Origin of the sequence: Gallaecimonas kandeliae (genome assembly GCF_030450055.1) — a bacterium.
GTDB classification, from domain to species: Bacteria; Pseudomonadota; Gammaproteobacteria; order Enterobacterales; family Gallaecimonadaceae; genus Gallaecimonas; species Gallaecimonas kandeliae.
Window position 1 is genome coordinate 934,973 of the sequence record NZ_CP118480.1, and the last position, 21,864, is coordinate 956,836.

Annotated in this window: 26 protein-coding genes and 1 riboswitch; of the genes, 23 read left to right on the forward strand and 3 right to left on the reverse strand. The window is 66.4% G+C overall.

Features of this window, described 5'->3' with window-relative positions; genetic code table 11:
- The first annotated feature begins 6 nt into the window (after positions 1-6).
- The 15 genes from PVT67_RS04480 (at position 7) to PVT67_RS04550 (ending at position 14,345) form a co-directional block, all read left to right on the forward strand.
- Positions 7-867, forward strand: coding sequence for a FliM/FliN family flagellar motor switch protein (locus tag PVT67_RS04480; RefSeq protein ID WP_301498251.1), 861 nt, complete (start codon positions 7-9; stop codon positions 865-867).
- Positions 864-1,220: a FliM/FliN family flagellar motor switch protein gene (locus PVT67_RS04485; RefSeq protein WP_301498253.1), complete on the forward strand. Its 357-nt coding sequence runs from the start codon at positions 864-866 to the stop codon at positions 1,218-1,220. The genes PVT67_RS04480 and PVT67_RS04485 overlap by 4 nt, the downstream gene beginning before the upstream one ends.
- On the forward strand, positions 1,217-1,942 hold the full coding sequence (fliP, locus tag PVT67_RS04490) for a flagellar type III secretion system pore protein FliP (protein ID WP_301498255.1): 726 nt from the start codon (positions 1,217-1,219) through the stop codon (positions 1,940-1,942). The genes PVT67_RS04485 and fliP overlap by 4 nt, the downstream gene beginning before the upstream one ends.
- A 4-nt stretch (positions 1,943-1,946) precedes the next feature.
- Entirely contained in the window at positions 1,947-2,216 is a 270-nt protein-coding gene (gene fliQ / locus PVT67_RS04495; protein ID WP_301498258.1) for a flagellar biosynthesis protein FliQ, read from the forward strand.
- Positions 2,213-3,001 (forward strand): flagellar biosynthetic protein FliR, encoded by a 789-nt coding sequence (gene fliR, locus PVT67_RS04500; protein WP_336407802.1) that lies wholly within the window; start codon positions 2,213-2,215, stop codon positions 2,999-3,001. The genes fliQ and fliR overlap by 4 nt, the downstream gene beginning before the upstream one ends.
- Positions 2,998-4,125, forward strand: a complete 1,128-nt coding sequence (flhB, locus tag PVT67_RS04505) for a flagellar biosynthesis protein FlhB (protein WP_301498260.1) — start codon at positions 2,998-3,000, stop codon at positions 4,123-4,125. Before fliR ends, flhB begins: the two co-directional genes overlap by 4 nt.
- A gap of 10 nt (positions 4,126-4,135) precedes the next feature.
- Positions 4,136-6,202, forward strand: a complete 2,067-nt coding sequence (gene flhA, locus PVT67_RS04510) for a flagellar biosynthesis protein FlhA (RefSeq protein ID WP_336407803.1) — start codon at positions 4,136-4,138, stop codon at positions 6,200-6,202.
- A gap of 199 nt (positions 6,203-6,401) precedes the next feature.
- A riboswitch (cyclic di-GMP riboswitch) is annotated at positions 6,402-6,489 on the forward strand.
- Positions 6,490-6,796: 307 nt separating this feature from the next.
- Positions 6,797-7,642, forward strand: a complete 846-nt coding sequence (locus PVT67_RS04515; RefSeq protein WP_301498262.1) for an OmpA family protein — start codon at positions 6,797-6,799, stop codon at positions 7,640-7,642.
- Positions 7,639-8,955: a sigma-54-dependent transcriptional regulator gene (locus PVT67_RS04520; RefSeq protein WP_301498265.1), complete on the forward strand. Its 1,317-nt coding sequence runs from the start codon at positions 7,639-7,641 to the stop codon at positions 8,953-8,955. Before PVT67_RS04515 ends, PVT67_RS04520 begins: the two co-directional genes overlap by 4 nt.
- 8 nt (positions 8,956-8,963) lie before the next feature.
- On the forward strand, positions 8,964-9,290 hold the full coding sequence (gene fliE, locus PVT67_RS04525) for a flagellar hook-basal body complex protein FliE (RefSeq protein WP_301498267.1): 327 nt from the start codon (positions 8,964-8,966) through the stop codon (positions 9,288-9,290).
- A gap of 10 nt (positions 9,291-9,300) precedes the next feature.
- Positions 9,301-10,968: a flagellar basal-body MS-ring/collar protein FliF gene (gene fliF / locus PVT67_RS04530; RefSeq protein WP_301498270.1), complete on the forward strand. Its 1,668-nt coding sequence runs from the start codon at positions 9,301-9,303 to the stop codon at positions 10,966-10,968.
- Positions 10,961-11,956, forward strand: a complete 996-nt coding sequence (locus PVT67_RS04535; RefSeq protein WP_301498273.1) for a FliG C-terminal domain-containing protein — start codon at positions 10,961-10,963, stop codon at positions 11,954-11,956. The genes fliF and PVT67_RS04535 overlap by 8 nt, the downstream gene beginning before the upstream one ends.
- The gene (locus PVT67_RS04540) at positions 11,957-12,616 is read left to right on the forward strand and encodes a FliH/SctL family protein (RefSeq protein ID WP_301498275.1); all 660 of its coding nucleotides are present in this window, start codon (positions 11,957-11,959) and stop codon (positions 12,614-12,616) included. It abuts the gene before it with no gap.
- Positions 12,613-13,926, forward strand: coding sequence for a FliI/YscN family ATPase (locus tag PVT67_RS04545; RefSeq protein ID WP_336407804.1), 1,314 nt, complete (start codon positions 12,613-12,615; stop codon positions 13,924-13,926). Before PVT67_RS04540 ends, PVT67_RS04545 begins: the two co-directional genes overlap by 4 nt.
- Positions 13,926-14,345 carry a hypothetical protein gene (locus tag PVT67_RS04550; RefSeq protein WP_301498277.1) on the forward strand — a complete coding sequence of 140 codons (420 nt, stop codon included), beginning with the start codon at positions 13,926-13,928 and terminating at the stop codon, positions 14,343-14,345. Before PVT67_RS04545 ends, PVT67_RS04550 begins: the two co-directional genes overlap by 1 nt.
- Here the strand turns inward: PVT67_RS04550 and PVT67_RS04555 are convergent.
- Genes PVT67_RS04555 through flgA form a run of 3 tightly spaced genes read right to left on the reverse strand, consistent with a single transcriptional unit; the run spans position 14,305 to position 15,704 of the window.
- Positions 14,305-14,733 carry a flagella synthesis protein FlgN gene (locus PVT67_RS04555; protein WP_301498280.1) on the reverse strand — a complete coding sequence of 143 codons (429 nt, stop codon included), beginning with the start codon at positions 14,731-14,733 and terminating at the stop codon, positions 14,305-14,307. The genes PVT67_RS04550 and PVT67_RS04555 overlap by 41 nt on opposite strands.
- A complete protein-coding gene (flgM, locus tag PVT67_RS04560; RefSeq protein ID WP_301498282.1) occupies positions 14,733-14,987 on the reverse strand; it encodes a flagellar biosynthesis anti-sigma factor FlgM in 255 nt (84 codons plus the stop codon). Before flgM ends, PVT67_RS04555 begins: the two co-directional genes overlap by 1 nt.
- A gap of 57 nt (positions 14,988-15,044) precedes the next feature.
- Positions 15,045-15,704, reverse strand: coding sequence for a flagellar basal body P-ring formation chaperone FlgA (gene flgA / locus PVT67_RS04565; RefSeq protein WP_301498284.1), 660 nt, complete (start codon positions 15,702-15,704; stop codon positions 15,045-15,047).
- Between the two features lie 155 nt (positions 15,705-15,859).
- On the opposite strand from flgA, the gene flgB reads away from it, so the two are divergent.
- The 8 genes from flgB to fgIL are packed head-to-tail and all read left to right on the forward strand — an operon-like array spanning position 15,860 to position 21,864.
- A complete protein-coding gene (gene flgB / locus PVT67_RS04570) occupies positions 15,860-16,240 on the forward strand; it encodes a flagellar basal body rod protein FlgB (RefSeq protein ID WP_301498286.1) in 381 nt (126 codons plus the stop codon).
- A gap of 1 nt (position 16,241) precedes the next feature.
- Entirely contained in the window at positions 16,242-16,670 is a 429-nt protein-coding gene (gene flgC / locus PVT67_RS04575; RefSeq protein ID WP_301498288.1) for a flagellar basal body rod protein FlgC, read from the forward strand.
- Positions 16,671-16,679: 9 nt separating this feature from the next.
- Positions 16,680-17,339: a flagellar hook assembly protein FlgD gene (locus tag PVT67_RS04580; protein ID WP_301498290.1), complete on the forward strand. Its 660-nt coding sequence runs from the start codon at positions 16,680-16,682 to the stop codon at positions 17,337-17,339.
- A complete protein-coding gene (gene flgE / locus PVT67_RS04585; protein ID WP_301498292.1) occupies positions 17,336-18,523 on the forward strand; it encodes a flagellar hook protein FlgE in 1,188 nt (395 codons plus the stop codon). Before PVT67_RS04580 ends, flgE begins: the two co-directional genes overlap by 4 nt.
- Before the next feature lie 10 nt (positions 18,524-18,533).
- A complete protein-coding gene (flgF, locus tag PVT67_RS04590; protein ID WP_301498294.1) occupies positions 18,534-19,265 on the forward strand; it encodes a flagellar basal-body rod protein FlgF in 732 nt (243 codons plus the stop codon).
- Positions 19,266-19,283: 18 nt separating this feature from the next.
- Positions 19,284-20,069, forward strand: coding sequence for a flagellar basal-body rod protein FlgG (flgG, locus tag PVT67_RS04595; RefSeq protein WP_301498296.1), 786 nt, complete (start codon positions 19,284-19,286; stop codon positions 20,067-20,069).
- 9 nt (positions 20,070-20,078) lie between these two features.
- Positions 20,079-20,744, forward strand: a complete 666-nt coding sequence (gene flgH, locus PVT67_RS04600) for a flagellar basal body L-ring protein FlgH (protein WP_301498299.1) — start codon at positions 20,079-20,081, stop codon at positions 20,742-20,744.
- A gap of 13 nt (positions 20,745-20,757) precedes the next feature.
- Positions 20,758-21,864 (forward strand): lateral flagellar basal body P-ring FlgIL, encoded by a 1,107-nt coding sequence (fgIL, locus tag PVT67_RS04605; protein ID WP_301498301.1) that lies wholly within the window; start codon positions 20,758-20,760, stop codon positions 21,862-21,864.

Genomic DNA, 21,864 nt, shown 5'->3' on the forward strand with positions numbered 1-21,864 from the left:
GTTTGCATGCAGAATAAACCCCTGGACGGTCAGGGCAAACGCTTCATCTCGGGGGCGCGTGCCGCTGAATATCCAAGCTTCGATCTGCTGGGTGAGCGCCGCCAGGCAGCCCTTTTACGTGGCCGCCTGACTGCCCTCAACCCGCAGCTGGCCGACCAGCTCAGCACCCACTGCCGCCACCTTTTCAACGACAACAACATCCAGGTCAGCCTGAGCCCCTGGCAGCCCCAGGGTGCCACCGCCGACTACTGGCTGGGCGTCTTCGGCGGCGAAGGGCAGGGCGTTTTTCTTGGTTTTGGCAGCCGCGCCCTCTTCGGCCTCTCCGAGCTCTTCTTCGGCGGCCAGCCGGCGGCGATGGCCAGCAAGGCCTTGTCGAGCCGTACCCTCAGCGACACCGAGGAGCGCCTGGCCCAGAAACTCTTCCACTACCTGTTGAGCGCCCTCTTTCCGGCCCTGGGTTTGAACCTGGACGGCTGGCAGAGCCGCTGGAGCAACAGGGGGCCGGGGGAGGGTATGGCCTGCTGCGAGCTAACCCTGGCCGCCGGTGACTGGCAGCTGAGCTGGCATTGCTGCTGGCCCCAGTCCCTGGGCGCGGACAAGCCCCAGGCCCTGCCGGCGCCCCAGCTCCAGGCGCAACTGGACGAGGCCGTCAGGGCCGTGCCGGTCAAGCTGACCCTGGAGCTGGCCCAGCTGTCGTTGAACCTGGGCGAGCTGGCGAGGCTGCGGGTGGGGGACATTCTGCCCATCGAACTCAATGAAACCGTGCTGGCGAGAGCCGGCGACGTCGTATGCCTGGGGGGCCAGGTGGCCGAGCAGGGCGAGCAATTGGTACTCAAGGTAACAGACAGGGTCGGAGACGTAGCATGACCACAGAAAACAACAGCCTGCTGGACGAATTCGCGCTGGAAGAAGGCCTGGACAGCCTGCTGGGGGAAGCCGGCGAAGCCGCGCCCCAGGCGCCCCGTGATTTGGCGCTCTTTCGCAACATCCCGGTGCGACTGACCCTGGAGGTGGACAGCGTGGAGCTGCCCCTGGGGGAACTGCTGAACCTCAGCCAGGGCCAGGTGCTGCCCCTGGACAAGCAGGCCGGCGCGCCCATGGACGTCAGGGTCAACGGCACCCTGCTGGCCCGCGCCGAGGTGGTGGTGGTGGACGGCCGTTACGGCCTGCGCCTGACCCAGGTCATGGACGGACTGAGCCTTAGCAACCTGGCCTCATGAAGCGCCTCCTGTGGCTGGTGGCCCTGATGCTGCCGGGGCTGGCCTTTGGCGCCGATCTGCCGCTGTTCAGCGTCAAGCACGGCAGCGGCGCGGACGACTACAGCATCAATGTGCAGATCCTGCTGTTGATGACGGCCCTGTCCTTCCTGCCGGCCATGCTGCTGATGCTGACCAGTTTCACCCGCATCATCATAGTGCTGGCGGTGCTGCGCCAGGCCCTGGGCCTGCAGCAGAGCCCCCCCAACAAGGTGCTGATCGGCATAGCCCTGACCCTCACCATCCTCATCATGAGGCCGGTCTGGACCGACATCTACGACAACGCCTTCGTCCCCTTCGACAGCGACCAGATCAGCCTCAAGGAGGCCTTCGGCCGGGCCGAGAAGCCGCTGCGCACCTTCATGCTCAAGCAGACCAAGGAGCCGGAGCTGGAGCAGATGCTGCGCATCGCCCACGAGCCTTTGACCCTCAAGGCCGAGGAAGTCCCCTTCACTGTGCTGATGCCGGCCTTCGTGCTCTCCGAGCTCAAGACCGCCTTCCAGATCGGCTTCATGCTGTTCCTGCCTTTCCTCATCATCGACCTGGTGGTGGCCTCGGTGTTGATGGCCATGGGCATGATGATGCTGTCGCCGCTGATCATCTCCTTGCCCTTCAAGCTGATGATCTTCGTGCTGGTGGACGGCTGGGCCATGACGGTGGGCAGCCTGACGGCCAGTTTCGGGTAGCGCCATGACACCGGAAATGGCGGTCTCCCTCATCTTTGACGCTGTGTGGAACATCATCCTCATCGTCTGCGTCATGGTGTTGCCCAGCCTGGTGGTGGGGCTGCTGGTGTCCATCTTCCAGGCCGCCACCCAGATCAACGAGCAGACCCTGTCCTTCCTGCCGCGGCTGCTGGTGACCCTCGGCATGCTGGTCTTCGCCGGCCACTGGATACTGCAGCGCATCATGGACGTCTTCCACACCCTCTTCATCACCATCCCAGGGGCCCTGGGATGAGTTTCATGACCTTGTCCGCCCCGGAGCTGACCGCCTGGCTGGGCAAGGCCTGGTGGCCCTTTTTGCGCATCGGTGCCCTGATCTGGGCCATGCCCCTCTTCGGCGACCTCCTGACCCTGCCCCAGGTGCGGGTGCTGCTGGCGTTGTTGCTGGCGCTGCTGGTGGCGCCCATGATGCCGGCCATGCCGGCCTTCGATCCCTTCTCCCTGGGCGCCCTGGCCCTGGCCACGGAGCAGATCCTGATGGGCGCCCTGCTGGGGCTGATGGTGCAGATGCTGTTCACCGTCATGACCATGCTGGGGCAGATGCTGTCCTTGCAGATGAGCCTGTCCATGGCGGTGATGAACGACCCGGCCCACGGCGAGTCTGTGCCGCTGCTCAGCCAGTTGCTGATGGTGTTGGGCACCTTCCTCTTCTTCAGCCTGGACGGCCACCTGGTGGTGCTGGACGTGCTGGTGGAGAGCTTCTTCACCTGGCCCCCCGGCCAGGGCCTTTTCGACCTCGATCTGCAGCGGCTTCTGGAGCTGTTCGGCTGGATGTTCGGCAGCGCCCTGATCCTGGCCCTGCCGGCCATCATCGCCATGCTGATGGTCAACTTCAGCTTCGGGGTCATGAACAGATCCGCCCCCAGCCTCAACATCTTCGCCCTGGGCTTCCCCCTGGGCCTGACCATGGGCCTGCTGTGCCTGCTGCTGACGGTGTCCGGGGTGCCGGGGCGCTTTGCCGAGATGGCCTCCTACGCCCTCGACCAGATGCGGCTGCTGGTGACGGGAGGCGCGGCTTGAGCGAGCACAGCAGCCAGGACAAGACGGAACAGCCCTCGGCCCAGCGCCTGGACAAGGCGCGTAAGGAAGGGCAGATAGCCCGCTCCAAGGAACTGCAGAGCGCGGCCCTGGTGTTGCTGGGCGGCGCCATGCTGCTGTCCATGGCCGAAAGCTTCGGCGGCTTTGCCAAGGCCCTGATGCAGCTCCAGTTCCAGCTGGACCGCACCGCCACCACAGAGCCCGGCCAGATGCTGGCCCACCTCCAGGCCGCCGGCAGCCTGGCGCTGTCCGCCTTCCTGCCGCTGCTGGTGATGTTGTGGCTGGCTTCTTTCATCTCCGGCCTGGTGCCGGGGGGCTGGCTGCTGGCCTGGAAGGGGCTGGCTCCCAAGTTCAGCCGCATGAACCCCTTGTCGGGCCTCGGCCGGATGTTCTCCAGCCAGAGCCTGGTGGAGCTGGTCAAATCCCTGGCCAAGGTCTTTTTGCTGCTGGGAATGCTGGGGGCGTTGCTTTGGGTCCACTGGCGCGAACTGCTGGCCCTCAACCGCCTGCCCCTGGCCCTGGGCCTGGTGGGGGGCCTGCACCTGGTGGCGCTGCTGCTTATTTGGTTGGGGCTGGCGCTCGGCCTCGTCGCCTTGCTGGACGTGCCCTTCCAGCGCTGGTCGCTGCTCAAGAAGCTGCGCATGACCAAGCAGGAAGTCAAAGAGGAACACAAGCAGAACGAAGGCAGCCCGCAAGTGAAGGGCCGCATCCGCCAGCTGCAGATGCAGCTCAGCCGCCAGCGCATCGACGCCCGGGTGCCGGAAGCGGACGTGATCCTCACCAACCCCACCCACTATGCGGTGGCCATCAAATACGACCCCGGTCAGGCCCAGGCGCCCTTCGTCATCGCCAAGGGCTGCGACGAGCTGGCCCTGCGTATCCGCGAGGTGGCGGACAAGCACAACAAGACGGTGCTGGAGCTGCCGCCCCTGACCCGGGCCATCTACCACTCCACCCGGGTGGACCAGGAAGTGCCGGCCGGCCTCTACAACGCCGTGGCCCAGGTATTGATGTACGTGATGCAACTTAACGCCTTCAAGGCCAAAGGGGGCAGGGCGCCGGCGCCGCTGCCGGTGTTCCAGATCCCGGACTCATTGAAACGATAGGGGAAAGCAGGTGAAGTCGCCCTTTACAAGAACCTACGCCGCCATACCGCTGGTGCTGCTGGCGGTGCTGGCCATGATGATACTGCCGCTGCCGCCTTGGCTTATCGACACCCTCTTCACCTTCAACATAGTGCTGGCGGTGCTGGTGCTGCTGGTGGCGGTGTCGGCCCGCCGGCCCCTGGAGTTCTCGGTCTTCCCCACCATACTGCTGGTGGCCACCCTGATGCGCCTGACGCTGAACGTGGCCTCAACCCGGGTGGTGCTGCTCAACGGCCACAACGGCTCCGACGCCGCCGGTAAGGTGATCCAAGCCTTCGGCGAGGTGGTGATCGGCGGCAACTATGTGGTGGGCATGGTGGTCTTCGTGATCCTGATGATCATCAACTTCGTGGTGATCACCAAGGGCGGCGAACGGATCTCCGAGGTGGCGGCCCGCTTCACCTTGGACGCCATGCCCGGCAAGCAGATGGCCATCGACGCCGACCTCAACGCCGGCGTCCTCGACCAGGCCCAGGCCAAGCAGCGCCGCCAGGAAGTGGCCAGCGAGGCCGACTTCTACGGCGCCATGGACGGGGCCTCCAAGTTCGTGCGCGGCGACGCCGTCGCCGGCCTGATGATCCTGGTCATCAACCTGTTGGGCGGCCTGGCCATAGGCGTCTTCCAACATGGCCTCTCCGGCGGCGACGCCTTCAAGCTCTATGCCCTGCTGACCATAGGCGACGGCCTGGTGGCGCAGATCCCGTCCTTGCTGCTGGCCACGGCCGCGGCCATCATAGTCACCCGGGTCAACGACGAATCGGAGATGTCCGATCAAGTCCAGCAGCAGCTGCTGGCCTCGCCGAGGGTGATCTGGACGGCGGCATCGGTGATGACGGTGCTGGGCCTTATTCCCGGCATGCCGACCCTGGCTTTCCTGGGCTTTGGCGCCGTGCTGGCCTTCGCCGCCTGGCGCCAGGGCCAGGTGGTGCAGGTGGAGGAGCGGGACCAGGTCCACGAGGATCTCGCCAAGCAGCTGCAGCAGGAAAAGCCCCTGGCCTGGGACGATCTGCCTCAGGTGGACGCCCTGGCCATCGACCTCGGCTACCGGCTGGTGACGTTGGTGGACAGGGACCAGGGCGCCGAGCTGCTGGGCCGGGTGCGGGGCGTGCGCAAGACCTTGTCCGAACAGATGGGCTTCCTGGTGCCTGAGGTGCGCATCCGCGACAACCTGCAACTGGGGGCCAGCGAGTACCGCATCAAGCTCGGCGGCGTCACAGTCGCCCGCGGCGAGGTGGACCCGGAGCGACTGATGGCCATCCAGAGCGGCGAGGTCTACGGGGTGCTGGACGGCGAGCTGGCGGTGGAGCCGGCCTACCAGATGGAGGCCGTGCTGATCGCCCCCGACCAGAAATCCAAGGCCCTCAACCTCGGCTATTCGGTGGTGGACAGCGCCACCGTCATCGGCACCCACCTCGGTAAGGTGATGCGCGAACACCTGGACGAGCTCTTCGGCCATGACGAAGCCCTGGCCCTGTCCGAACGCCTCAAGGGGCTGTCGGAGAAGCTGGCCGAGAGCCTCAATACCCAGCTCAATCCCATACAGCTGCTGCGGGTCTACCGCCAGTTGCTGGCCGACCAGGTCAGCCTGCTGGATATCCGCACCATAGCCACCACCCTCATCGACAGCTGCGAGCTGACCAAGGATCCGGTGCTGTTGGCCGCCGACGTGCGCTGCGCCCTCAAACGCAGCCTGATCCGCCAGGCCATAGGGGAGCGAGAGCAGCTCACCACCATGACCCTGGACGACAAGCTGGAGCAGACCTTGATGAAGGCCCTTAACCAGGCCCAGCAGGGCGGCAAGGTGGCCCTGGACAGCTTCCCCATAGAGCCCAGCCTGCTCGGCAAGCTGCAGCAGGTGATGCCGCAGCTCAAGGACGAGATGCAGCGCCAGGGCCATCCGCCGGTGCTGCTGGTCGTGCCGCAGCTGAGGCCGCTGCTGGCCCGCTATGCCCGCACCTTCGCCCGCGGCCTCAAGGTACTGTCCTACAACGAGGTTCCGGAGAAGATGCACATAGACGTGGTCGGGACTTTGGGTTGAAATGTGCAACGATGGTGCAGGAAAAGTGTAACAGGGAGAGGGGTTTAGCTTTTTTAACGGCGCTGCAGCCCAGGTCTGGTACGACGTGGCATCTTTTTAACGACTAGGCACTTTACGTCGCAAGGATGCAACTATATGCTACATCCTGAATCGTTTAGATTCTGTTTAAGTCTGCGGGGCCTGTCCCCAAATACTTAGCTGTTGAAAAAGGCAAACTGTTGCGAAAGCGCAGGACGCAAAGCCTCCGGTCTTAGGGAGTTCGCTCCTATGATAGCGGGGTTGCCAGAGCTGAGGTCTTTGCCTCGGAAGTAGATACTGATGAGCGTCGGTAAGCATATCTGCATGTGCTTGACTGCTTCCACGGCATTCCTTTCTCTTGATGATGGGTGGGTGCTTAGTGCCCCTGTCTGTCGGCATGCCTTTTCCAGCTACTCGTTTCCATTAACTGAGTAGGCACGACATCATGATGTACGTTGCAGCTGGACAAAGTGCGTTTTCCTCAACCGCCCGTCGTTACGGGCCGGAACCCTGGATCTTGTCCAAGGGCTAGCCGCCCCTGTCCGACAATCCCTGTTCCGCTGTTGAGGTATGAAAATGCACAGAACATCCCTGGCCCTAGGCCTGGGGGGCGTGGCGTTTTTGTCCCTAGCGGCCAAGACGCCCCTGCCCGCCATGGACCACGTGGCCTGGCAATTTAAAGGCGATCCCTTCGTCTGCACCCTGGCGTTGCCGGTGGCGGGCTTCGGCAAACTGCGCTTTGAGAAATGGGCGGGGGAAGACCTGGCTTTCGAAGCCAGCCCCAGCCTGCCGCTCAGCGCCGATGCCGAGGTCAGCCTGTCCTGGCGTAACGCCCCCTGGCAGGAACCTGTCCAGAGCCTCCGCTATCCCGCCACCCGGCAAGGGCCACAGCTGCGCTTCTCGGCGCCGGCCAGCCAGGAGCTGCTGGAGGCCATGGACAAGGGCCGTTGGGCGGTGCTGACCCTGCCCCAGGGGGAGATGCAGGTGCCCAGTGTCCACTGGCAGGGGGCGGCCACCGCCTTCCGTACTTGCCTGGACCACCAGGCCCCCATCTCCTACCGCCAGGCCAGGGACCAGTCCCTCTACTACGGCCTTGGCGTGCGCAGCCTGACGTTGGCCCAGCGCCAGCAACTGGCCAAACTGGCCCGCTACGTCCAGCTGGACAAGGCGGTCAGGGCGGTGCTGGTGGACGCCTATACGGACGACACCGGTGACCATGTGGCCAACCTGCAACTGGCCAGGGAGCGCGCCGCCGATGTGCGCGCCGCCCTGGTAGAAGCCGGTCTGCCCAAACGCCTGATCCAGACCCGTGCCCACGCCGACCGTTACCCCGCCACCGACAACAAGAGCGCCAGGGCCCGTGCCCTGAACCGCCGAGTCACCTTGAGGGTGCTCAAGGACAAGAAAGGGAAGAGCTCATGAACAAGACCATATTGCTGGTGGACCCCAGAGGCGCCACCGATCCTCTCTTCGGCCAGCTGGAAGCGGCCGGTTACCGCCTGGAGCGGGCCCTGGATTGCGCCACCGCCCTGGTCAGCCTCCATCAACATCAGCCGATGCTGGTACTGGTGGACGCCGACCTCGACACCCCGCTCAGCGAATTCGTCGCCCGCGTCAAGCGCAGCCACCCCAAGTGCGCCCTGGTGACCCTGGTGCGCGCCCACCAGAGTGTCAAGGCCAGTGAGGCCATGCGCCAGGGCGCCATGGACTACCTGCTCAAACCCTTCAACAGCGACCAGCTGCTGGCCGTGGTCAACCACGCCTTCAGCTTCTTTGAGCCCATTCCCAACATGGTGGTGGCCTCCCAGGCCAGCCGTCAGGTGCTGCTGCTGGCCAAGAAGGCGGCCCAGACCAACGCCTCCATCCTCATCGGTGGCGAGTCCGGCACCGGCAAGGAGCGCCTGGCCCAGTACATCCACGAACAATCCCAGCGGGCCGAAGGCCCCTACGTGGCCGTGAACTGCGCCGCCATCCCCGAGACCATGCTCGAGTCCACCCTCTTCGGCCACGCCAAGGGCGCCTTCACCGGCGCCGTGGCCAGCCAGGTGGGCAAGTTCGAGCTGGCCAACGGCGGCACCTTGGTGCTGGACGAGATCTCCGAGATGCCCCTGGAGCTCCAGGCCAAGCTGCTGCGGGTGCTGCAGGAGCGGGAGTTGGAGAAGCTGGGCTCCAACCAGAAGGTGAAGCTGGACGTGCGCATCATCGCCGCCAGCAACAAGGATCTGCGCGCCGAGGTGGCCAAGGGCCGTTTCCGTGAAGATCTCTTCTACCGCCTGGACGTGCTGCCCCTGGCCTGGCCGGCCCTGCGGGAGCGCCAGGAGGACATACTGCCCCTGGCCCGCCACTTCCTCGAGAAATACGCGGATAGCAGCCGTTTCGAGCTGCACCCCGACGCCGCCCGCGCCCTGCTGGCCCACCCTTGGCCCGGCAACGTGCGGGAGCTGGAAAACGTCATCCAAAGGGCGCTGATCCTGGCCCGCGGCCTGGTGCTGCAGCCCGAGGATCTGATGCTGCCCCGCAGCGCCGTCCCCGAGCTGGAGCCCGGCTTCGGCTCCCTGCGGGCCTCCAAGAAATGCGCCGAGTTCCAGCACGTGCTGGACACCCTGCGTCGCTTCAACGGCCACCGCCAAAACACCGCCGAGGCCCTGGGGGTCACCACCAGGGCGCTGCGCTACAAGCTGGCCGCCATGCGTGAACAGGGCATCGACATCAACCAACTGGTCGTCACCGGCTAGGGAGCAACATGAAAATCGACAACATCAGCACCCAGGCCAGCTTGCTGCAGAGCCTGGAACGGATGAGCCGCGAAGCGGCCGGTATTGCCCCCAACAGCCTGGGCGGCCAGGAAGGCGCTTCCTTCGGCCAGGTCATGGCCCAGGCCATCGACAAGGTGGATTTGGACCAGAAGAGCGCCGGCGCCCTGGTGTCGGCCGTGGAAACCGGCCAGAGCGACGACCTGGTGGGGGCCATGGTGGCCAGCCAGAAGGCGGGCCTGAGCTTCTCGGCCCTGGTGCAGGTGCGCAACAAGCTGGTGTCGGGTTTCGACGACATCATGCGCATGCCCCTCTAAGGACTGACCCATGGCAGAACTGATCAACGCCCAGCCGGCTTCCCCCTTGCTGGATAACCTCAAGAGCCTGGGCAGCCGCTGGCGGCGCCTGTCCGGCGACAGCCGCTCCGTACTGGTGATAGCCCTGCTGGCGGCCCTGGTGGCCAGCGCCATCGTCGTCATCCTCTGGACCAGCAGCCGCCAGTACGTGCCCCTCTACGGCAAGCAGGAGGCCTATGACAAGGCCAGCATCCTCGACAACCTGGAGAAGGACGGCATCGACTTCCGCCTCGACGCCGCCACCGGCAACGTGCTGGTGCCCCAGGACAAGCTGGCCGACGCCCGCATGCGCCTGGCCGCTCACGGCATCAAGGCCGCCCTGCCGGCGGGCCTCGATGACCTTGGCAACATCTCCAGCCTCGGCACCAGCCAGTTCATGGAATCGGCCCGCTACCTGCACGCCCTGGAAGGGGAGCTGGCCCGTACCATCATGGCCCTGGACTCGGTGCGCAGCGCCCGGGTCCACCTGGCGGTGCCCAAACGCACCCTCTTCGTGGGCCGCGAGGAACAAAAGCCCAGCGCCGCCATACTGGTGGATCTGGCCTCACCCTTGGACCGCGGCCAGGTGGAGGCCATCCTCAACCTGGTGGCCGGGGCCATCCCCGGCATGAAGGCCAGCGCCGTCTCAGTGGTGGACCAGGAGGGCCAGCTGCTGTCGGCCGACCTGGAAGAAGCCGCCAACAGCGGCCGCCTCACCGACAAGCAGATGGACTACGGCAGCCGCCTGGAAGAGCGCATGGCCCAGCGGGCCCGCGACATGCTGAGCCCGCTGCTGGGCCAGGACAACTTCCGGGTGCAGGTGGCCGCCAACCTCGACTTCTCCGCCGTGGAGGAGACCCGCGAGGCCCTGGACGACAAGCCGGTGATGGTGAGCGAGACCGCCAAGCGCGACAACAGCACCGACAACATCGCCCTCGGCATCCCGGGGGCCCTGACCAACAGGCCGCCGGTGGCCCAGAACAACAGCGCCACCGCCGCCAACAGCAACACCAACACGGCTGAGGATCCCCAGAAGGCCGTCAGCCAGCGGGAGGAGACCAGCCGCCGCTTCGAGACCGGCAAGGCCGTCACCCATACCCAGTACGCCCAGGGCCGCCTCAAGCAGCTGTCGGTGTCGGTGCTGCTCAACAGCGCCAAGGCCCCCAAGGGCGGCTGGAGCCAGGCCGAGCTGGACCAGCTGTCCGACATGGTCAAAAACGCCGTGGGCTTCGACGCCCAGCGCGGTGACCAATTCAGCCTGCACGCCTTCAGCTTCGCCCCCGCAGCCCCGGCCCTGGCCGAGCTGCCCCAGCCCCAGTGGTGGCAGGACCCGATGTGGCGCGACTACCTGCGTTATGGCCTGGGCGCCTTCATGCTGCTGCTGCTGATCCTTTTCGGCATCCGACCCCTGGTCAAACACCTGGTGCGGCCCCTGCCGGCCGGTGACGAGGAGCTGGATTACCTCCAGGAAGAGCAGGCGCCAGCTCCTGTCCAGGCCCTTGAGGGCAGTGGCGAGGAAGCGCTGCTGGCCGCCTTGCCGCCGCCGGGCTCTGAGCTGGAAGTGCAACTCAAACACCTGCAACTGCTGGTGGACAAGGAGACCGCCAGGGTCGCCGAAGTGGTCAAGCAATGGGTGAGCAACGATGAACGACATGACTGAACGCAGCGATCTGGACAGGGCCGCCATACTGATGCTGTCCATGGGCGAGGCCACGGCCGCCAAGATCATGGCCCGCCTGGGCCGTGACGAAGTCCAGGCCCTGTCCCAGCGCATGGCCAAGCTGAGCGGCGTCTCCACGGCGGAAGCCAAGTCGGTGATGCAGGGCTTTTTCGAACACTACCGCGAGCACAGCGGCATCAGCGCCGCCTCCCGCCAGTACCTGGAGAAGACCCTGGATCTGGCGCTGGGCAAACGCCTGGCCCGCGGCATGGTGGACAGCATCTACGGCGACGCCCTGCGCCAGGAGCTCAAGGCATTGCAATGGGTGCCGGCCGAGACCCTGGCTCGCTTCTTCCGCAACGAACATCCCCAGCTGCAGGCCGTGCTGCTGGCCTTCCTGCCGCCGGAAAACGCCTCGGCGGTGCTGGGCGCCTTGCCCGGTGAAGCCCATGACGATCTCCTCTACCGGGTCGCCAACCTCAAGGAGGTGAGCGAGCAGGTGCTGGACGAGCTCAAGGCCACCCTGGCCCGCTGCCTGCAATTCGTCTCAGAGCAGTCCACCGCCAAGGTGGACGGGGTGCGCCAGGCCGCCGACATCCTCAACCGCTACCAGGGGGACCGCGGCGCCCTGATGGAGATGCTCAGGCTGCACGACCAGGACACGGCCGGCATGGTGGCCGACAACATGTACGACTTCCTGATCCTGGCCCGCCAGTCCGACGAGGTGCTCCAGGCCCTGGTCCAGGAAGTGCCCACCGAAACCTTGGCCCTGGCCCTCAAGGGTGCCGACGCCGTCGTGCGCGACGCCCTGCTGGCCGCCTTGCCCAAGCGCATGGCCCAGGGGTTGGAAGACGCCCAGAAAGCCATGGGCCTGGTGCCGCTGTCCCGTGCCGAGCAGGCCAGGGGCGAGATCATGGCCCTGGTGCGCCGCCTGCACGAAGAGCAGCAGCTCAACTTCCAGCTCTTCGAGGAAAAGACGGTCAGCTAAATGGACAAACTCAAAGGCAATTACCGGCGCCACCGCTTCGCCTCCCTGTCCAGCCTCCAGGCCCGCGACAAGGGGGAGGTCGATCCCTTCCAGCAGGGCTATGACGACGGCTTCCAGCAGGGCCAGGAAAAAGGCCTGCACCAGGGCCTGGAAGATGGCCGGGCCCAGGGCCGCCAACAGGGTTTTGAGGACGGCTTTAGGGACGGTAGGGCCCAGGGCGAGGCCGCCGGCCGCGCCGACTTCGACCAGGCCCTGGCCCCCCTCCAGGCCGCCCAGCAGGCCCTGGCAGAGGCGCGGGAGCAGCAGCTCGGCGACAACCTCGACAGCCTCTGCGCCCTGGTGGAACAGGTGGCCAGGCGCGTCATCCACGCCGAGCTCAGCCTCAACCCGGCCCAGATCCTGAAATTGGTGGAAGAGGCCATAGGGCGGCTGGACAACAGCAAGGGCCCGATCCGCATCTTCCTGTCCGGTGACGACCACCAGCGCCTGGCCAAGGTCGGCATCAACCACTGCGGCGACTACCCGCTGCTGGCCGACCCCAGTCTCGGCATCGGCGACTGCCGCCTCGAGAGCGAGCAGCAGCAGCTGGCCGTGAGCAGCGAGGCCCGCCTGGAAAGCTGCATGGCCCAGGTGCGCAGCGAGTTGGAGAGCGAGCAGTGAACCTCTCCGAGCGCCTCAACCGCGCCGCCGGCAAGCTGCCGGCGGTGGAACTGGGCGAGGCGGCCGGGCGGCTGGTGCGGGTCACCGGCCTGACCCTGGAAGTGGTGGGCTGCCGCCTGGTGATAGGGCAGCGCTGCCTGGTGGACACCAAGGGGGGGGCCCCTGTGCTGGCCGAGGTGGTGGGTTTCGACCGCGACACCGCCTTCCTGATGCCCTACAGGGCCGTCTCCGGCCTCTACTCAGGGGCCGGGGTCAGGCCCCTGGACGACGAATTCAAGCTGCCGGTGGGTCCGGCGCTGCTGGGCCGGGTGCTGGACGGCCTGATGCAGCCCTTGGACGAGCTGCCGCCCCCCATAGGGGAGCTGATCCCCCTGCACGGCACCCACCTCAACCCCCTCAAACGCAAGCCCATCCGCGAACCCCTGGACGTGGGGGTGCGGGCCCTCAACGCCCTCCTGACCCCCGGCAAGGGCCAGCGCTTCGGCCTTTTTGCCGGCGCCGGCGTCGGCAAGAGCGTGCTGCTGGGCATGATGACCCGCTACACCCGCGCCCAGGTGGTGGTGGTGGGGCTCATCGGCGAGCGGGGCCGGGAGGTGCGGGAGTTCCTCGAAGAGGCCCTGGGGGAAGAGGGCATGAAGCGGGCCGTGGTGATAGCGGCCCCCGCCGACCAGTCGCCGCTGCTGCGCCTGCGGGCCGCCGAGGTCTGCCACCGCCTGGCCGAGCATTACCGCGACCAGGGCCTGGACGTACTGCTGCTGATGGATTCCTTCACCCGTTACGCCCAGGCCCAGCGCGAGCTGGCCCTGGCCATCGGCGAGCCGCCGGCCACCCGCGGCTACCCGCCGTCGGTGTTTGCGGCCCTGACCCGCCTGGCCGAGCGGGCCGGCAACGGTGAAGGGGCCGGCTCCCTGTCCGCCGTCTATACGGTGCTGGCGGAAGGGGACGACCAGCAGGATCCGGTGGCCGACGCCGCCCGCGCCATCCTCGACGGCCACGTGGTGCTGAGCCGGGAGCTCGCCGAGGCCGGCCATTACCCGGCCATCGACGTGGGGGCCTCCATCTCCAGGGTCATGCCCCAGGTCACCAGCCCCGAACACCAGCAGCTGGCGCTGCGCCTGAAACGGCTGCTGGCCCGCTACCAGCAGGTCAGCGAACTGCTGCCGCTGGGCGGTTACCAGCCGGGCCAGGACATGGAGCTGGACGAGGCGGTGCGGCGCTACCCGCGGCTGGCCGCCTTCCTGCAGCAGGGCATGCTGGAGGCCGCCTCCCTGGATGAGAGCCTCCAGGCCCTGGCGGAGGCCCTCGCCTGATGCTGCAGCTCTTTCTCGAACGCCAACAGCAGCTGCTGGACGATCTGGGGGCCGGCAAGGCCCAGAAGGACAGGGCCAGCCAGCTGCACCGCCAGCGCCTGGAGGCCCTGGAGGCGGTGGACCAGCACCTGGCCCAGGTGGCCAGCCACAGCGCCCTTTTCCACCAGAACCGCCTGGCTTTGCGCCAGCAGTTGGGCACCCTGCTGGCCAGCCAGCAGCAGGAAGCGGAGCTGGCCCAGCTGGAACAGGCCCATCAGCAGCAACTGCTGCTGCGCCAGTTCGGCAAGGTCAAGGGCCTGGAACAGGTGCAAAAAAAACGCGCCACTGAGGCGCGTCTGGATGGAAACCGTAAGGAACAACGGGAAATGGAGCAGTGGCTCAGTAGCCGATCCCGTACTCCAGGCCGTGCTGGCCCATGACGTCTTTCAACACCTCCTGCTGGCCGGCCAGCAGGCTGCCGTTGCGCTCGTTGAGCGCCTTGCACTGACCCAGGCGCTGCACCAGCGCCTGCCACAGGGGGCTGAGCTCCCGGGCCAGCTTTTCCGGTAACTTCTCCAGCAACTTGGTCATGCCGTGCTCGTTCCCGTCCAGGCCCAGCCGCTCAAGCAGCTGGCTGCGCTGGCGGGCGCTCTGGCCCAGTTGGTCCAGGGCCGGTTGCAGGGCCTGGTTGAGGTGTTCCAGGCCGTCGCTGTCGGTGCGGGCCAGCAGGTGCTGCTGGTGGCGCAGCAGTTTCTGCAACTCGTCGCAGCGGCGGATATCGAGACGGACCCCTTCCACCAGGGCGGCCAGGGCGGCTTTGACGCTCATCAGCGATGCAGGGCCAGTATGGCGTCGGCCAGCTTGTCGGGATCCAGGGCCAACTGGCCCTGGCTGATGGCCTGGCGCACCTCGTTGACCTTGGCCATGTCCACGTCGCTGGCGCCGCTGAGCACGTTGGCCAGGTCGGCGTTGTGGATGGCGGGACCCTGGGGCTTGGCGGTCTTGGCGGCCTGAGTCTTGGGGGCCTGCGCCTGGGTCTGGCTAAGGCCGTTGAGGCCCTTGTTGCTGGGGGTGATCTTCATGGAATTCGCCGCTGTGATGCTTCTGAACAACCAAAGCGACAGGGCGGCGGAAAAACTTTAGAAACGGGTTTCCACCACGCCTTTTTCCACCACCAGGGCGCTCAGCACCTTGCCGGAGCTGTTGTTGCGCACCTTGACCAGCTCCCCTTTGCCGCCGTCCTCGAGTGCGGTGCCGGCCATGCTGGCCGCCACCCCTTGGGCCTGGACCCGGATCAGCACCCCTTCGCCTTTTTTCACCCAGAGCGGCTCGGCCAGCAGCAGCGGGCTCAGCACCTGGCCGGCCTTGAGGTTGCGCCTTGCCCTGTGCTCCAGCAGTTGGCTCTGGTCGGTGACGAAGCCCCCGTGCAACGTCTCTATGGGCAGGGGGCGCCTTCGCAGATCCCCCATCCCCAGCACGGCGCCGCGGCGCAGGGCATGGGCCGCCGTCCACACCGGCAAGGTCACCCTGACCTCGGCGCGGCCCCGCAGCGTCCAGGCCGGCTGCTGGCAGCTGACCTCATAGGGCACCCGGCCCCAGGGGTTGCCCTGGGGGTTGCTGGGGGTGATCGCCAGGCCCTGCTCACAGGTCGGCAGGGCCGTGCCGGCGGCCCCCAGCCAGGCCTGGACCTTGGCCTGGTAATGGGGCCAATGGGCTTCCTCGGCGTAGCGGGCCAGCCTGGCCCTGGCGTCCAGGGCCAGGTCAGCTTCCAGGCCCTGGCCCTGGGCGCTACTTGCCAACAGCAGGGGAAAAAGCGCTTTCCAGAGCGGAAGCAAAGCCTTCCGCCCCTGCTTCCCTTTTGTTCGCTCTTGTTTGTAACTCAATGAATTAAAACCTTTTTAAAGTTGGCATGGGGCTTGTTTACGCCTTAGCCACATCCCAACGGAGGTGCGATATGGGCATCAGTGTGGACAAAGCCCTGGGGCTGGATCAATACGCCCTGGCCATGCGCCTGGAGCGGTCCAAGGTGATCGCCGGCAACCTGGCCAACGTGGATACCCCAGGCTACCTGGCCCGGGATTACGACTTCAAGGCGGCGCTGCGTGACGTGGCAGGCGATATCCAGGGTATGCGCAGCGGCGACGCCCTGCCGAGCCCGGATTTCTCCGGCGATCTGCGCTACCGGGTGCCCCAGCAGGCCGCCGAAGACGGCAACACCTCGGAACTGGGGGTGGAGCAGGGCCAGTTTGCCGCCAACGCCATGGATTTCCAGAGCAGCCTGACCTTCCTCAATCTCAAGCTGGCCGGGATCAGAAAAGCCATAGAGGGACAATAAGATGGCCTTCAACAGTATCTACGACATCGCCGGCAGCGCCATGCGCGCCCAGACGGTCCGCCTCAATACGGTGGCCTCCAACCTGGCCAACGCCGACAGCGTCTCCGGCACCGAAGCCGGCGCCTACCGGGCCCTGAAACCGGTCTTCGCCACCCTCTACCAGGGCGGCGATATCGCTGGCCAGGAAGGCATCAACGGCGCCTCTGTGCAGGTGGCGGGGCTGGTGCAGTCCGACCGCAGCGTCGAGAAGCGCTATGAGCCCGGCAACCCCCTGGCCGACAAGAAAGGCTTCGTCTACTACGGCAACGTCAACGTGGTGGAAGAGATGGCCGACATGATGTCGGCGTCCCGCACCTTCCAGAGCGCCGCCGACGTCATCAGCCGCACCAACAGCATGCAGCAGGCCCTGCTGCGCCTCGGCCAGGTCTAAGGAGCTTCCATGAGCGTCTCCCAGGTTTCCAACAACGCCGCCACCGGCGGTGCCAGCGGCGGCATCGCCGCCAATGACGCCGGCGCCATGAAGGACGAGTTCCTGCAGCTGATGGTGGCCCAGATCAACAACCAGGATCCCCTCAACCCCCTGGACGGCACCCAGTACCTCTCCCAACTGGCCCAGCTGTCCACCGTCGAAGGGATCCAGAACCTCGGCAGCCTGCAGACCCAGGGCAACACCCTGATGGACACCCTGCAGGTGCTGCAGAGCACCCAACTGGTGGGCAAGCAGGTCAGCGTACCGGTGCAGAGCCTGAGCCTGGACCAGGCCGAGAGCCTGACCGGCAAGGTGCGCCTGGACCAGAGCGCCGAGGACCTGCGGGTGCGGGTCACGGATGCCGCCGGCAACCTGGTCCAGGAAAAGGCCCTTGGCCCCCAGCAGGCCGGGGACATCCCCTTCAGCCTCGACGAGCTGCCCGCCGGCCTCTACCAGTTCGAGGTGGTGGCCAAGAACGGCGACGCCAGCCAGAGCCTGAGCCCCTTCCTCAACCGCACCGTGGAAAAGGTCAGCATCCCCGCCAACGGCGGCGACATCCAATTGCAGGTGGCCGGCCTCGGCAACCTGTCCCTGTTCAGCGTCAGTGAATTCCTTGGAGAAGCAGCATGAGCTACAACATTGGCCTCAGCGGCCTGCGCACCACCAACCAGGCCCTGGACGTGATTTCCCAGAACATCGCCAACGTCTCCACCGCCGGCTTCAAGGCCGGCCGTGCCGAGTTTGCCGCCCTCTATTCCGGCGGCCAGCCGGGTGGGGTGGAGCTGGCCGGGGTCACCCAGGATTTCGGCAAGGACGGCACCAAGGAATTCACCGGCCGTAACCTGGATCTGGCCATCACCGGCCAGGGCTTCTTCGTCACCAAGAACAGCCTGGGCCAGGCCGTCTACACCCGCGCCGGCACCTTCGGCAAAGACGCCCAGAACTACATCACCGCCGCCAGCGGCGAGCGCCTGCAGGGCTACGGCGTGGACGCCAACGGCAACCTGCTGACCGGCGTCATGAGCGACCTCAAGGTCTCGGCCTCCAACCTGCCGGCCAAGGCCAGCACCCAACTGGATTTCGCCGCCAACCTGCGCGCCGACGCCGCCGTGCCGGCCAACGCCTTCGACCCCGCCGACGCCAGCAGCTACAACTTCTCCTACACCTCCAGCCTCTACGACTCCCTGGGCAGCGAGCACAACCTCACCCAGTACTTCGTCAAGACGGGCCCCAACGCCTGGACCGTCAACTACTACGTGGACGGCGCCGCCCTGGGTTCGCCGGCCAGCCAGGCCGTCACCTTCAACACCGACGGCACCCTGAGCAGCCCGGCCGCCCCCGTCAGCCTGAACCTGGCCCCGGCCGGCGCCGACCCCATGACGGTGAGCCTGGACATGAGCACCAGCACCCAGTACGCCGCCGACTTCAACGCCTCCTACGACGCCGACGGCTACAGCTCCGGCGAGCTGGCCGGGGTGCGGGTGGACAACGACGGTGGCCTCTATGCCGTCTTCACCAACGGCAAGGATCTGCTGCAAGGCAAGGTGGTGCTGGCCAACTTCGACAACCCAGAGGGCCTGGCCAAGGGCGACAACACCAGTTGGACCCAGACCTTCGCCTCCGGCAACGCCATGCTCGGCGAACCCGGCACCGGCAGCCTCGGCAACCTCACCGCCGGCGCCTATGAGGGCTCCAACGTCGACCTGACCGGCGAGCTGGTGAACCTGATGACGGCCCAGCGTAACTACCAGGCCAACGCCAAGAGCATCAGCACCGCCGACAAGATGACCCAGGTCCTGTTCAGCTCCATGTAAGGCATAACCGATGGAACGCTTCCTCTACACCGCCATGGGCGGGGCGCTGCACACCTTGACGGCCCAGCGCATCCACGCCAACAACCTGGCCAACGCCGGCACCACCGGTTTTCGCGCCGACCTGGAACAGGTGGCCGCCTACCAGGTGCAGGGGCCCGGCTTTGCCTCCAACGTGCTGGCCCAGGAACAGGATCCCACAACCGACTTCACCCCTGGCCATCTGGAGACCACGGGCCGGGATCTGGACGTGGCCATCCGCGGCGCCGGCTTCCTCAGCGTGCAGGCCGCCAACGGCAAGGAAGCCTACACCCGCGCCGGCAATCTCCAGGTGGACGCCGACGGCCAGCTGCTGGCCGATGGCCGGCCCGTGCTGGGGGTCGGCGGGCCCATACAGGTGCCGGACTACCAGTCCATCACCCTGGGCCAGGATGGCACCGTTTCCGTGGTGCCGGTCGGGGGCAACGCCACCTTGCAGCTGGGCCAGCTCAAGCTGGTCAACCCGGCCATCCAGGGCCTGGCCAAGGGCGAGGATGGCCTCTTCCACCTCAAGGCCGGCGGCCAGGCGCCCCAGGACCCCAACGTGGTGCTGGAACCTGGCCACCTGGAGGCGTCCAACGTCAACGCCGTGGACGAGATGGTCAACACCCTGTCCCTGTCCCGCACCTTCGAGGTGCAGATCCGCATGATGAAAACCGCCGACGAGCTGTCGGCCGCCGGTAGCCGCCTGGTGCGCGGCGCCTGAAGCCAAAGGAGTTAACCAATGCAAGCAGCACTTTGGGTCGCCAAGACCGGCCTCGCCGCCCAGGACGCCAAGATGGCGACCATTTCCAACAACCTGGCCAACGTCAACACCACCGGCTTCAAGCGCGACAGGGTCGCCTTCGAGGATCTCTTCTACCAGGTGGAACGCCAGCCCGGCGCCCAGCAGGACCAGCAGAACCAGCTGCCGAGCGGCGTCCAGGTCGGCAACGGGGTGCGCATCGTCGGCACCCAGAAGGTGTTCACCGAGGGCGGCTTCGAAAACACGGGGCAGGACTTGGACTTGGCCATCGTCGGCCGCGGCTTTTTCCAGATAGAGCTGCCCAGCGGCGAAACCGCCTACACCCGTAACGGCCAGTTCAACCGCAACAGCGAAGGCCTGATGGTCAACTCCGACGGCCTGCCCCTGGTGCCGCAGATCCAGATCCCCGAGAACGCCCTGGCGGTCAGCATCGGCACCGACGGCACCGTCACCGCCCAGATCGCCGGTGACGCCCAGCCCCAGGAGCTGGGCCAGATCACCACCGTCAACTTCACCAACCCCGCCGGCCTCGAGGCCATGGGCGGCAACCTCTTCAAGCAGACCGCCGCCTCCGGCCAGCCCCAGGAAGGGGTACCCGGCACCGAGGCCCTGGGCAGCCTCAAGCAGCAGACCCTGGAAGGCTCCAACGTCTCGGTGGTGGAGGAGATGGTCAACATGATCGCCACCCAGCGCGCCTACGAGATGAACGCCAAGGTGGTGTCCTCCACCGACCAGATGCTCAAGTTCATCAACCAGTCCGTCTAAGGAGTGCCCATGCGAGCCCTGACCCTGCTGCTGTTGCTGGCCCTGGCCGGCTGCCAGAGCGCCCGTTACGACATCGCCACCCCCGAGCCTGGCGAGCAGGACTGGGCGCCGACCCTGGTGCAGGGCGACAAGGCGCAGGGCGAGGACGGCAGCCTCTACGCCAAGCCGAGCATGCTGACCCTCTTCCAGGACCGCCGGGCCTACCGGGTCGGGGACATCCTCACCATAGTGCTCAACGAACAGACCCAGTCGTCCAAGAAGGCCGACACCAGCCTGGACAAGAGTTCCAGCGTCGGCCTGGCCGCCCCTCAGTTGGGCAATAAGGAACTGGGTGACCTCAGTGCCACCCTGGACGGCAAGCGCGCCTTTGCCGGCGGCGCCAGCGCCAGCCAGCAGAACTCCCTGTCCGGCTACATCACCGTCACCGTGGCCAAGGTGCTGGCCAACGGCGTGTTGGCGGTGAGGGGGGAGAAGTGGATCCGCCTCAACCAGGGGGACGAGTTCCTGCGCCTGCGCGGCCTGGTGCGGGTGGACGACATCGACGGCCAGAACCGGATCTCTTCCCAGCGGGTGGCCAACGCCCAGATCACCTACGCCGGGCGCGGCTCCCTGGCCGAGGCCAACCAGCCCGGCTGGTTGACCCGCTTCTTCCAAAGCCCGCTTTTCCCCTTCTGATTTGGAGCCTGCCATGCGCTGTTTCGCTTTGCTGTTGGCCCTCTTTTCCTCCCTGGCGGTGGCCCAGAGCCGGCCGCTGCTGGACATCGCCGACGTCCAGGGCCTGCGTGAAAACCAACTGGTGGGCTACGGCCTGGTGGTGGGCCTGTCCGGCACAGGCGACCGCAACCAGGTGAAGTTCACCAGCCAGTCCATGACCAACATGCTCAAGCAGTTCGGGGTGCAGTTGCCGGCCAACATCGACCCCAAGCTCAAGAACGTGGCGGCCGTGTCGGTGCACGCCACCCTGTCCAGCGTCGCCGGCCGCGGCCAGACCCTGGACGTGACCGTCTCTTCCATCGGTGACGCCAAGAGCCTGATGGGCGGCAGCCTGCTGATGACGCCCCTGCGCGGCGTGGACGGCGAAGTCTACGCCGTGGCCCAGGGCAACCTGGTGGTGGGCGGCCTCAAGGCCGACGGCAACGACGGCTCTTCCGTCACCGTCAACGTGCCCACCGTCGGCCTCATCCCGGGCGGCGCCACCATCGAAAAAGAAGTGCCCGCTGCCCAGCCCAAGCCCCAGGTGGTGCTCAACCTCAAGGTGCCCAATTACAAGACGGCCCGTAACGTCGAGCTCGCCATCAACAAGGTATTCGGCCCCCAGGTGGCCGCCGCCCAGAACGCCGGCCGCATCCTGGTGCGGGCCCCCATGGACAAGGAGCAACGGGTGGTGTTCATGTCCATGCTCCAGGACATCCAGGTTCAGATGGGCCGCCAGCGTCCAAGGGTGGTGTTCAACAGCCGTACCGGCACCGTCGTCATGGGCCAGGACGTCAAGGTCCACAAGGCCGCCGTCACCCACGGCAGCCTGACGGTGACCATCACCGAGGACTACAACGTCTCCCAGCCCAACGGCGGCGGCTACAAGTCCAGCAACAACGGGCGCACCGTGGTGACCCCCAATTCCAAGATCAACGTCAACCAGGAGAGGCCCAACATGTTCGTCTGGCCCGACGGCACCTCCCTGGAGACCATAGTGCAGGCGGTGAACAGCCTGGGGGCCTCCCCCGGGGACATCATGTCGATCCTCCAGGCCCTCGACGAAGCAGGCGCCTTGGAAGGGGACCTGGTGGTCATTTAA

Bases quoted from the DNA above. Each gene is read 5' to 3' on its own strand.
- PVT67_RS04480 (WP_301498251.1), top strand. From the start codon at position 7: ATGCAGAATAAACCCCTGGACGGTCAGGGCAAACGCTTCATCTCGGGG.
- PVT67_RS04485 (WP_301498253.1), top strand. From the start codon at position 864: ATGACCACAGAAAACAACAGCCTGCTGGACGAATTCGCGCTGGAAGAA.
- fliP (WP_301498255.1), top strand. From the start codon at position 1,217: ATGAAGCGCCTCCTGTGGCTGGTGGCCCTGATGCTGCCGGGGCTGGCC.
- fliQ (WP_301498258.1), top strand. From the start codon at position 1,947: ATGACACCGGAAATGGCGGTCTCCCTCATCTTTGACGCTGTGTGGAAC.
- fliR (WP_336407802.1), top strand. From the start codon at position 2,213: ATGAGTTTCATGACCTTGTCCGCCCCGGAGCTGACCGCCTGGCTGGGC.
- PVT67_RS04515 (WP_301498262.1), top strand. From the start codon at position 6,797: ATGCACAGAACATCCCTGGCCCTAGGCCTGGGGGGCGTGGCGTTTTTG.
- PVT67_RS04520 (WP_301498265.1), top strand. From the start codon at position 7,639: ATGAACAAGACCATATTGCTGGTGGACCCCAGAGGCGCCACCGATCCT.
- fliE (WP_301498267.1), top strand. From the start codon at position 8,964: ATGAAAATCGACAACATCAGCACCCAGGCCAGCTTGCTGCAGAGCCTG.
- fliF (WP_301498270.1), top strand. From the start codon at position 9,301: ATGGCAGAACTGATCAACGCCCAGCCGGCTTCCCCCTTGCTGGATAAC.
- PVT67_RS04535 (WP_301498273.1), top strand. From the start codon at position 10,961: ATGACTGAACGCAGCGATCTGGACAGGGCCGCCATACTGATGCTGTCC.
- PVT67_RS04540 (WP_301498275.1), top strand. From the start codon at position 11,957: ATGGACAAACTCAAAGGCAATTACCGGCGCCACCGCTTCGCCTCCCTG.
- PVT67_RS04550 (WP_301498277.1), top strand. From the start codon at position 13,926: ATGCTGCAGCTCTTTCTCGAACGCCAACAGCAGCTGCTGGACGATCTG.
- PVT67_RS04555 (WP_301498280.1), bottom strand. From the start codon at position 14,733: ATGAGCGTCAAAGCCGCCCTGGCCGCCCTGGTGGAAGGGGTCCGTCTC.
- flgM (WP_301498282.1), bottom strand. From the start codon at position 14,987: ATGAAGATCACCCCCAGCAACAAGGGCCTCAACGGCCTTAGCCAGACC.
- flgB (WP_301498286.1), top strand. From the start codon at position 15,860: ATGGGCATCAGTGTGGACAAAGCCCTGGGGCTGGATCAATACGCCCTG.
- flgC (WP_301498288.1), top strand. From the start codon at position 16,242: ATGGCCTTCAACAGTATCTACGACATCGCCGGCAGCGCCATGCGCGCC.
- PVT67_RS04580 (WP_301498290.1), top strand. From the start codon at position 16,680: ATGAGCGTCTCCCAGGTTTCCAACAACGCCGCCACCGGCGGTGCCAGC.
- flgE (WP_301498292.1), top strand. From the start codon at position 17,336: ATGAGCTACAACATTGGCCTCAGCGGCCTGCGCACCACCAACCAGGCC.
- flgF (WP_301498294.1), top strand. From the start codon at position 18,534: ATGGAACGCTTCCTCTACACCGCCATGGGCGGGGCGCTGCACACCTTG.
- flgG (WP_301498296.1), top strand. From the start codon at position 19,284: ATGCAAGCAGCACTTTGGGTCGCCAAGACCGGCCTCGCCGCCCAGGAC.
- flgH (WP_301498299.1), top strand. From the start codon at position 20,079: ATGCGAGCCCTGACCCTGCTGCTGTTGCTGGCCCTGGCCGGCTGCCAG.
- fgIL (WP_301498301.1), top strand. From the start codon at position 20,758: ATGCGCTGTTTCGCTTTGCTGTTGGCCCTCTTTTCCTCCCTGGCGGTG.